The sequence below is a fragment of the Halorubrum vacuolatum genome (genome assembly GCF_900188065.1).
Taxonomy (GTDB): domain Archaea; phylum Halobacteriota; class Halobacteria; order Halobacteriales; family Haloferacaceae; genus Halorubrum; species Halorubrum vacuolatum.
Map to the genome: position 1 here is coordinate 266001 of NZ_FZNQ01000003.1, position 9615 is coordinate 275615.

General features: G+C 54.2%; 7 protein-coding genes. 4 read left to right on the forward strand and 3 right to left on the reverse strand.

Translation table 11 applies throughout. From position 1 onward, the window contains the following. Positions 1–370: 370 nt before the first annotated feature. Positions 371–1387, reverse strand: coding sequence for a tyrosine-type recombinase/integrase (locus CHB65_RS05440; RefSeq protein ID WP_089384034.1), 1017 nt, complete (start codon positions 1385–1387; stop codon positions 371–373). A gap of 124 nt (positions 1388–1511) precedes the next feature. Between CHB65_RS05440 and CHB65_RS16750 the strand changes: the two genes are divergently transcribed. The 4 genes from CHB65_RS16750 to CHB65_RS05455 all read left to right on the forward strand — a co-directional run bounded on the left by CHB65_RS16750 (position 1512) and on the right by CHB65_RS05455 (position 5093). Further along, positions 1512–1715: a hypothetical protein gene (locus CHB65_RS16750; protein ID WP_143420346.1), complete on the forward strand. Its 204-nt coding sequence runs from the start codon at positions 1512–1514 to the stop codon at positions 1713–1715. A 124-nt stretch (positions 1716–1839) separates the two neighbouring features. After that, positions 1840–2343, forward strand: a complete 504-nt coding sequence (locus CHB65_RS05445) for a hypothetical protein (protein WP_089384035.1) — start codon at positions 1840–1842, stop codon at positions 2341–2343. Positions 2344–2446: 103 nt separating this feature from the next. Further along, positions 2447–4405: a hypothetical protein gene (locus tag CHB65_RS05450; protein ID WP_143420347.1), complete on the forward strand. Its 1959-nt coding sequence runs from the start codon at positions 2447–2449 to the stop codon at positions 4403–4405. Next, positions 4398–5093, forward strand: a complete 696-nt coding sequence (locus tag CHB65_RS05455) for a hypothetical protein (protein ID WP_089384037.1) — start codon at positions 4398–4400, stop codon at positions 5091–5093. Before CHB65_RS05450 ends, CHB65_RS05455 begins: the two co-directional genes overlap by 8 nt. A gap of 53 nt (positions 5094–5146) precedes the next feature. Here the strand turns inward: CHB65_RS05455 and CHB65_RS05460 are convergent, their stop codons facing one another. Together CHB65_RS05460 and CHB65_RS17320 are read right to left on the reverse strand one after the other, a co-directional pair. Next, positions 5147–5974 carry a recombinase family protein gene (locus CHB65_RS05460; protein WP_089384038.1) on the reverse strand — a complete coding sequence of 276 codons (828 nt, stop codon included), beginning with the start codon at positions 5972–5974 and terminating at the stop codon, positions 5147–5149. A 968-nt stretch (positions 5975–6942) separates the two neighbouring features. Further along, a partial coding sequence (locus tag CHB65_RS17320) for a hypothetical protein (protein WP_179213587.1) occupies positions 6943–9615 on the reverse strand: 2673 nt, incomplete at its 5' end.

The following is a 9615-nucleotide window of genomic DNA, read 5'->3' on the forward strand; positions in this document are numbered from 1 at the left end:
GGCACGGCGCGAAAACGGCAGGGTCCCTTAGAAAATGTGGCCTTAGCCACACCCCTAACCGGCAACCGACCCCCCGGTGTCGATCCGGCGGCGCGAGCAGCTCGTCGAGCTGGTGATGGGCACGGGCTCGCACCGAGATCGCCGACGAGAGCCGCCGTCTGTTTTTAAATCGGATGGCACCTGGTTCCAACTTGTAGGGTTCAAAACCCGCTCGTTGCAGTAGTGCGCCGCTCGCGACGTTGCTCGCGGCGCAGAAACATGGACTCGCGGGGGTCCCGTGAGCGAAGCGAACGGGACCACGCGAGGGAACGAACGAAGTGAGTGGACTCGCGGGGAGGGTGGGATCTCAGTTCTCTCTCCACCGGATAGTTCAGTTACGCTCATTCTTCACCTCCCGAATGATGCGACGACGAACCTCCATCCGTTCGTGCTCAGTTCGCTTGTCATAGTGCTTGTCGAGCACTTCTGTGGTCATATCCATTCTATCAGAAACGATCTCGGACGGGTAACCCTCGTTAAGATCTCTTGTGATAGCGCCTTTCCGTATCGGGTGCGGGGAGTATGACGAAGGACACTTGCTCGCTTGCTTTTGTCCTTCAAGAGCCTCACAATCCTGTTCGTCCCGATCGTGTGGACACGGACCCCAGTGACAGGGACGTGTCACCCTGTAGATTGTCTCACGGATCGAGCTCCGAGACAACCGGCCGAATCGAGACGTGAACAAGGGATAACGTCCATCTTCAGTGGTCTCCTCTCGACCCTTGTCGATGTAATCATCGAGAACCTTCGCTACTTCGGGTCGTAGCGACACGTCCCGTTCGCCCCTATTTTTATTTTTCAACGGCGTCCCGTCTCGATGCCGGATCCGGAGCTTTGGCACTTCAGAATCGTAATCTCCGAGATCAAGGCCGTACAGAGCGCCAGCACGCATACCAGTCTCCCATAATAACAGGAAGATCGCGTGATCGCGACTTGCGTATCGAAACTTCTCCAAGAAGGAGAGTACATCGTTCGCCTCCTCTACAGTGATGAACTCTTCGCTGACATCCTCACCGTCTCCAACACTAGGCGCGGGCACTGCCTCGCGAAGGCCGTCTTCAACTGCGTCGATAGTGCTCCAGAAGTCTAGGGCGACTCGAAGCGTAGTAAGGTGATTTTTGAGCGTGACTGCCTTCACAGTACCCTTCTGTTGGTTGAAGAACCGCAAGAGGACGCGCCCATCAAGGTTATTGAGGTTCGTTATTTCGTTCTCGGCGCAGAACTTGCGGAACTTCTTTAATCGGTATCTGTGGTTCTGAGCTGTGTGATCGGATAACTCCTCGCTCCGACTCTCCAAGTATAGCTCGATACCCTCTTCAGGCGGCAGTGGATCAAGGTCGCTACTCATCTGCTACCTCCGTGACGGGCGGGATGGTTGTTTGACTGCGATTCGCTCGTTCGATTTGTGTAGTTTTCATTGGTGTGGGGTATTCGCGAGACCCACAACTGACAAGTCCCACCGACCACAATCAATGGTTGACGGCGTCGGTGTGACGTCGTTGTGCGGGAAGTTTGGCGTGTACGGGAGAGTTGGTACCTGGCCCGTCACGCCAGCCGGTACGGCGTTCGAATTAGATGTTCTCGTTCTTGAGGAGGTCGTCGACGGCCTCGTTATAATTAGAGAACCCCTCTCGGTCTCGATATTCGGCGAGCCGATCGCGAACGTCCTCTGTTAGCGGACCGACGGTTGTACCTCCAATAGGCATAGTTGAACACATGGGCTGCGAATAAATATAGTTTGGGAGAATAATATCTGTTCAACCGATGGAAAAATAAGTAAGCTGAACACATATCGTTCTAATGAGCGAAATCGGATCTCTGTTGACGCCTACCCAGCGCGAATATCTTCGAGGAAAATCGGATATAACAGACGACAACGAGCGAATGACACAGAACCGGATCAAAGACCGGATTACGCAAGGCCTAGTCGAAGACATCCAACTTCTTCAGCAGTCGATTGAATCTGATGCGGTATCGATCGAATACAAGGATATCGTAAATGACATGCCAAAAGGGACTCGTAGACAGTCTATCTCTCGGGCCATCGTGTTCATCTGTCGATTAGCAGCTGCGGATGATATCGATGTAGACGATCTTCTAAAAGAAGTACAAATTGAGGTCAAAGAAGGCAGGAAGAGAGCAATCAGAGAAAGACTACGGAACGATGATGAATCAGTTACTATTAGCGAATTGTTGGAAGTCGTGAGTGCAGAGGAGGTGATTGGCGATATGTCGGATGAAATTGATACTGGACCGACTAGCATTGATCGATCAAATAAAAGAGAAGACACTGACAACCAATGAAGTTAGTCAGCTCTGATGGGATGAATGCCTTTCTCGTCTATTTTAATGTCCGTGTGAATTGTTCACGTAACTATTATGTTTAAGAAGATTGAAGTAGTGACAAATGATAAGAAAAATTGGCAGATCAACACTTCTATCAACGATTGGAGCCGCGTCTGCTAGCGCTACAGTTACATCTGAAACCACGGCAGCATTCCGGTCGAATCAGGGGGGCGAAACTGATAATCGCATCTCCTTCGACTGGAACGACGGGACGAAGCAGAATTGGAATAAAATCGAGGTCCGAAACGGGAATCCCTACAGATACGGATTCTCAGGCCATGTCTACGAGTTCAATGTGGTTAGTGATAACCCAATTAGCGGTGATTACTCTCCACAAATTGAATGTCTGAATGACGGGGTGTACGTCCAGAGTCCGGACTTGACCGAAGAACTGAACGAACCGATCAAGGCAGTATCAGCGATCTTTAGACTTGAAGGTGATCTTGATGCTTCCGACTGGAATAACAACCGCTTTCGAGTGAACGACGCTGCTGGCGAGTCTAACGGCTATGTGCGGTTTGATCACGAGAACATGCGTCTTGAGTGGCGCGGCAATGAAACGGAAGTTCTAGAACCGTTTGAGGAAGGAACCGAGTACGAGATTGAGATTACTGTTGACGGGGAAGCATTCGCCGTGGAGGTAGATGGTAATCGATACGACGGACTAGAGCCTCGCGAGGGTCAAGAGGCCAGTATTCATACGGTTGAGATGCGTTCACGTAACTGGGGCGGGACAGGTCCATCTCGGTATTCTGATTCGGTTTATTTCACTTGGGATGAATTTTTAGCCGTCGCTGATGATGACGCTTCGGAGGAGTCAGACCCCGGTGAGGATTCGCCGGACACCGATCCCGAAATACGGGGTCGACTCCAAGAAGCGAATACAGCAGCGCGTGTCACAATCGACGGCCGAGACTACTTAGTCCTAGATCGAATACCCGAAGAGCCTGACGAGCGACTTGCGTTTACCACAACGGATCACTATCTTTTAGAACCGGATCCAGCGGTCAACGTGGCCATCAGCTATCGGTTTTGTGAATCATACAACACTGATAACCAGAGACGATTAGAATACACGAACGAACAGTATGAAGAGTACGGAGATTTAGAGTCTCTCGCGACAGTCGCCAACCTTTTGAGCGAACTCAGTGGTGTCGTCGCACTCGCCAAGATTAGCCCTGCCTCAGCCGCCTCAAACGCTGTTGACTCGCTCCAAGTCGCCGTTGACTGGGGTGAGCGTCAAATAGACGACCCATACCACGAGCAGTTCGCTCGAATGGCCGCCGCGGCTGATGCGGTAAACTGGTCGGATGAGCACACTCCAGATCCCGGGGCCTCGTGGCTTGATCGCTCTGATCAGGCGCTTGAGTTAGCGGAGACTATGATCGGTGCGTATCAAGCGGCAGATGCAATTGGCGGACCTGAAGGAGTTATCAACTCAGCCGCGACGGTGCGTGAGGTGTTTGACGCTGCAGACGGGATACGCGATAACGTCTCTCCCGCTGATGTTGATGGGGTTGAAGACCTCTATGATGGAGGGTTCACCGTACTCGCCAGTTTGGCAGCTAACACGGTAGTCGATTCGGTCTCTGGAATCGCCGAGGCACAGACTCGTATTGCCGCGATGGGACAGGGCCAAGCAGCCGCCCGCCGTCCACTTCTTCACGAACTGATCGAGCTCGAAGAACGCGCTCGTGAGTTTGATATTGGGCCTGCCGGGGTCATTCGAATTCACGCCTTACATCAGACAGACTATCAGATCGAAGCCGCCGGACTCTACGGACAAGCCGATCTCATGGAAGGCTATCAATCGGCCGGGCTCGGAAATGTAATCGCTCGGGTGAACGGAACAGATGGCCTCCCCGACCGTATGAGAGAGTTAGCCGAGACGTGGCGTGATCTAAGTCACTTCCATGGGGCATTAACAGGACAGATTCTTGAATACAGCATCGAGGATTACAGTGAGTCACTGAATGCCGAATTATACGGTGAGCAGACACTACTGAACAGCGATGACTAACAACAATCAACCCAAGCAGAAAGATGGACTGACAGAGGACACACAGCGCTACCGCTCCAACGCCTCATCGGCTTCTGAATATGGTTCAACACTGAGGCTAGCGCCCTCTCGCCGTGGGTTGCTCGGTGCCTTTGCCGCGACTGGGGCTGTCGCCGGCGGGATTGCATGGTTTGGGGTTGGAAACACAGATATGCTTCCGGTCAGTCAAGAGGATGAGCAAGAGGAGGATGAGACTGCTGATCGGGACCTTCTTTTGGATCTGGAGTCGGAGATTCGCAAGGAACTACACGACGACCGAGCTTCAGTGCTTCCGTCATTTGAATACGATCCGATCGATGAACAGCTCGGTCATGATGGCGTTGAGCGAGTGGTCGCTGAGCCGCTTGACACCGAATCTGGAGACCGTTTAGTACTGTTAGCAAACGATGATGCAGCACAGACAATCATGGAAATGTTTGTGAGTCAGTGGGCCGATTCTACGGAAAGTTCAGGCGAATATGATGTCTCAATAAACGATGAAGAAGTCACGTTTGAGGTTTTCGCTGGGAGTACGCTCTACCTTGGTATAGCAGTTCGAGACTCGTCTACTGCCGAAGAGGTGGAACTCCTGGCCGCTAGAGGAACTGATGAAGGGCTCCTAGAAGAGGCTATAGATGGTTTTGTACAGATGTACACCACGTTAGAATAGTATTTCCTCAGCTAGAAAGACAATTGCTTAACTCAATTAAGAAATCCAATATACTACTCTGAGACATGAATGTGCCCGCCAACTAGCTCTTCTAACCGAGTGATCCGTTCGTTGAGATTAGCGTCGTCGCTAGGTAGTTTCTTCTTATCAATAGGTCGGACATCCTCAAGAGCAGCATCAACTCGGTCGTCATTTGCCTCACCCAGTAAGTACAGATCTCGACGCTCATTGGTAAGGCTCCGGAGGGTAGATTCTGGGATTCCTGTGTCCTTAGCCACGTCAGCATACGTCTTACCACGCTCGATGCCGGATAGGGCCTCACGAATATGAAGATACTCTGCAGGATCAACGCGGAGATATCCGTCTTCGACAACGAATCCAGCTGGTGGCCGACCAGTCCATTTGCCAGCCTTCTGGGCGGCGCGGACACCGGAGCGGATCCGTTGGAGCTTCTGTTGGTGTTCGATCTGGGCGAGATCACCCATCAATCGCGCAACCATGCTGTAGATCGTTTGCTGCAGCTCTCCGTCGTCGACGTGTATATTTAGCCCCACGTCAAGAGCCTCAACCCCAGTGTCGTGTTCGAGACAGTGCTGGATGAACTCGTGAATCTCGGTCGGCCCAAGCCGGGAAAGTCGGCTGATCTCGTGAACGACGACGAGATCAAACTTACCGCTCGCAACATCGTCGAGGAGCTCGCTATATACATCACGCGTGTCAGTATCCGCTGCACCAGAGACGACTTCAGGGTATTCCTCGATTTGCTCAACACCCAGTCCATCGAGATGATCGCGTGCCTCATCGAGTTGTCGAGCAACGTCCTGGTCAGCGGTCGAGACTCGAGCGTAGATCGCAGCCGAGGCGAGCCCTGTCTCAGTCATGTTCTCGCGTACGTGTTCTATATATAAACAAAGGGGGTTTCTGCGGTGTGTCGTATACCATTAGGTATCTGCACTTCTGTCGATGGGAATCTGTGACGGTGATCTGTCGCGAGATAAGGATCAACGCAGCACTATTGATGAGACTCAGCGCTGGTCTTCGGAGTTTTTCCATCCCAAATCGTCATTCGCGAAAAACAAGTGACGGCAGAAGCTAAGGATATCTCTATTGATCCCCATGAGTCGAGTCAGAACGGATGGCACAGTCTCAGAGTCGGGTGGTCGATGCATTCTCTATATTTATCAGCGGCTGAGGGTCCTATTCAGCTTCTTTTAAGACTGGCCTGCTGAATACAGGGTGCACTTGTATATGACGGAACCTGTTAAAAACCGACCTCAAGCTCCCGTGGTTGGTGAGATACAAGGACGGCAGCTGGCTCACATCACTCGCAAATACAAATATTGCGGACGACGGCAATTCGGTTGGGTGGTTTTTCTGGATGTTTGTCGGGAGGTACAGCGCGCTGTTCACGCCGCGGAGATGGGTCGAGTCGAATGCGACTAGGTCGCCAACACCCGCGTCCGCGTCGTGCATCATCTTAATCATAGCACTGTTCCGCTGTTGAAGATTTTCGGCACCGATGTCGCAGCAGGCGGATCGGAAGTCGCCGACTTGCTCAAGTCGGACCTATACGCTGGCGCAAACTTTGGAGTCTAGATTTTTGTTCACATTGGCTCGAGTCCTTTATATACAGGTCATGAGTTGAGTAGGCCTAACTTTGTAGTCTACAGGATAACTCCCGAGCTCATCTAAGAGGCGTCATAACGCCCAGAAGATTGGCTCTGTAGGTGTGGATCATACCCACAAGCAGTAGTAGGGAAATTAATGCGATCCACAGGCGATACGGTTCACCCCGCTCAGATGACGGGAACCGACGTATCGATGGATGGAGACTCGATAAGGCCCCCAACTACTGGTTGCTGTCGAGGACGTGCTCCAACAGCGTCGCCAGAACCAGCACCTCCAAGCCCTCCTCATCATCTCGGTCTACCTCAGAACGAAACTCGTCGGGAGTGGCCTCTGGTTTTCGACCGGCACAAGCGTCGAACAGCGCTGTCGCCGTATCTGAAAGGTTCTCGCGGTACCGCGCAACGGCGGTGGTCAGGTCAGACTCGTCAACGGTATCGGGATCAAGCCAGCCCATTTCAATGTGGGCCCAGAGAGCGATGCCAGCGGTCACCGCAGCGTGAATCTCTGAGGGATCGTCTACGTCCTCGCGCATTTCCCAAGCAAAGGCGAACGCACGGACTGCTTGCTCGGCCTCGTTGTCGTGGACTGCCCGGAGTGCGGCAGTGTAGATTTCCGAGACGCTCGGTTCTGACCCATCTTCCGGAGAGGAATCATCCGTTGTCGGTTCATCTTGTGGATCTGAACCACTGCTCTCTTCTCGAACCGGTTGTTCGCCTGACTCGTCGGTATCGGGAACTAGCAGGTCCAGTAGTTTGGCAAAGATCATTGTTTCAAGCTCGTCTTTCCCGAGATCGTTCTCGTCGACATCATCAAGGAATTCGTCCGGCGTGTGGGCGGTCTCCCCGCCGGTGAGATGTTCGAAGGCAGCCAAAACAGCAGGTGAAAGCTCATCACGGGTGGATGCTACGCCCTCAGCCAGATCCTCTCGGTCGATAGCCCTCGAGTCGACCATTCCCATATCGACGTGTGCCAGCAACCCCACGCCTGCAGCCACCACATCCCGATGTGTGCTGTCATCTCCTTCGTCCCGTTCTTCCCAGGCAGTGTGAAGCCTCTGTATCGCCGTTTCCGGATCGCTCTGAGCCATTGCTCTCAGTGCTGCTTCGTAGTATTCCGCTGGACCCGGCGGATCCAAGAGGTACGAAACCAGCGACGCATACGCCAAGGACTCCAAGTCGTCGACATTGTGTGGCTCGCTCTCGGCGTCGATCCCCTCGGTGAGGGCGTCGGGATCGACTCCGGGTTCGTGTTCGTCCTCACGAATCACACCAACGAGCGCTGTGACGGGAGCAGACAGCTCCACATCGGCAGATTCGACCTCGGCGAGGACACTCTCGGGTGACGGTTCTGGGTCGTCTTCGAGCGCCAGATGTGCTGCATATCCGACGCCAGCAGCGACAGCGTGTCCGTGGGCAGTCGTTTCGGAGTCGTGAGTGTCGCGTCGGAGCCAGGCCAGTTCCAGCAGTCGCTCGGCCACGTCCCTATTCTGGTCGCGGATGGCTTGCAGGCCAGCGCGGTACAGGCGCGTCGTCGCGTCGCGGTCGTCTGCGAACGTGGCAGCTTCAGCCAATAACTCAACAGACTGGTTGGTGTCGTCGCTGTCGTCAAGGGTACTCGAAGCCGCGGCGTAGCCGAATCCGAGGGTGCGGTCTCTGAGTGGGTCGTCCGGTCGGTCGTCTGCGAGTTCCAGCAACCACTCTGAGACATCGGCGTGAGCGAGGCGCTCGTCTGTTCGGGCGAGTGCATCCACCACGAATGTGAGATCGTCGGAAGCACCAGCACCGAGGGCCTGCGGTGCGTATCTGCCGGGGTCGCTTTCGAGTTTCTGGTCGCCAAAGGTCCACATACCGAACACGGCGTCGGCGAGAGCGCTCGCAAGCAGGTCAAGACGGGCGTTTTTATCAGTTAGTACCGGGTCGTCGGATTCGACAGTGCGGGAACGTAACTCAAGGATGAAAACTGGCAGTGCTTCGGGGAGTACTTGGGCCTGGAGACACGAGATGTAGTACACTCGCTGGTAGTCTCGGGAGAAGCCGTCAAGATCAGCCTGGTCGACAGCGTCCAGTGCGTGTGAGAAGGTTACTTTGGACCATTCGTCGGGGTGTTCGACTGCTTGACTCGTTTGTATCTGCGCGACCGTCATTGCCGTGACATTGGCTGTAAACGCTACTGACGAGGCGAGAGACGCTTCGGTTTTACCGAGAGTAGGCAGACGATGTGCGAGTTGGTCAAGCCAGGCCTGGACACGATCGGTCTCGGGGTCGGCGTACGTGTCCGCGAGCTTCTTTATCGCCATCGAGTAGACGTTGGAGAGGAATTGTGCCGCGTCGTCAGGTTGATCGTCGCTGTTGGCGGTGGTGGTCGCACGGTGTTCGAGTTGGTCAAGCCAGGCCTGGACACGATCGGTCTCGGGGTCGGCGTACGTGTCCGCGAGCTTCTTTATCGCCATCGAGTAGACGTTGGAGAGGAATTGTGCCGCGTCGGCTTTGTGCTCGTCGCTGTTGGCGGTGGTGGTCGCACGGTGTTCGAGTTGGTCAAGCCAGGCCTGGACACGATCGGTCTCGGGGTCGGCGTACGTGTCCGCGAGATTATTTATCGCCATCGAGTAGACGTTTTCCAGGAATTGTGCCGCGTCGGCTTTGTGCTCGTCGCTGTTGGCGGTGGTGGTCGCACGGTGTTCGAGTTGGTCAAGCCAGGCCTGGACACGATCGGTCTCGGGGTCGGCGTACGTGTCCGCGAGCTTCTTTATCGCCATCGAGTAGACGTTGGAGAGGAATTGTGCCGCGTCGTCAGGTTGATCGTCGCTGTTGGCGGTGGTGGTCGCACGGTGTTCGAGTTGGTCAAGCCAGGCCTGGACACGATCGGTCTCGGGGTCGGCGTACGTGTCCGCGAG

Bases quoted from the DNA above. Each gene is read 5' to 3' on its own strand.
- CHB65_RS05440 (WP_089384034.1), bottom strand. From the start codon at position 1,387: ATGAGTAGCGACCTTGATCCACTGCCGCCTGAAGAGGGTATCGAGCTA.
- CHB65_RS16750 (WP_143420346.1), top strand. From the start codon at position 1,512: ATGGTTGACGGCGTCGGTGTGACGTCGTTGTGCGGGAAGTTTGGCGTG.
- CHB65_RS05445 (WP_089384035.1), top strand. From the start codon at position 1,840: ATGAGCGAAATCGGATCTCTGTTGACGCCTACCCAGCGCGAATATCTT.
- CHB65_RS05450 (WP_143420347.1), top strand. From the start codon at position 2,447: ATGATAAGAAAAATTGGCAGATCAACACTTCTATCAACGATTGGAGCC.
- CHB65_RS05455 (WP_089384037.1), top strand. From the start codon at position 4,398: ATGACTAACAACAATCAACCCAAGCAGAAAGATGGACTGACAGAGGAC.
- CHB65_RS05460 (WP_089384038.1), bottom strand. From the start codon at position 5,974: ATGACTGAGACAGGGCTCGCCTCGGCTGCGATCTACGCTCGAGTCTCG.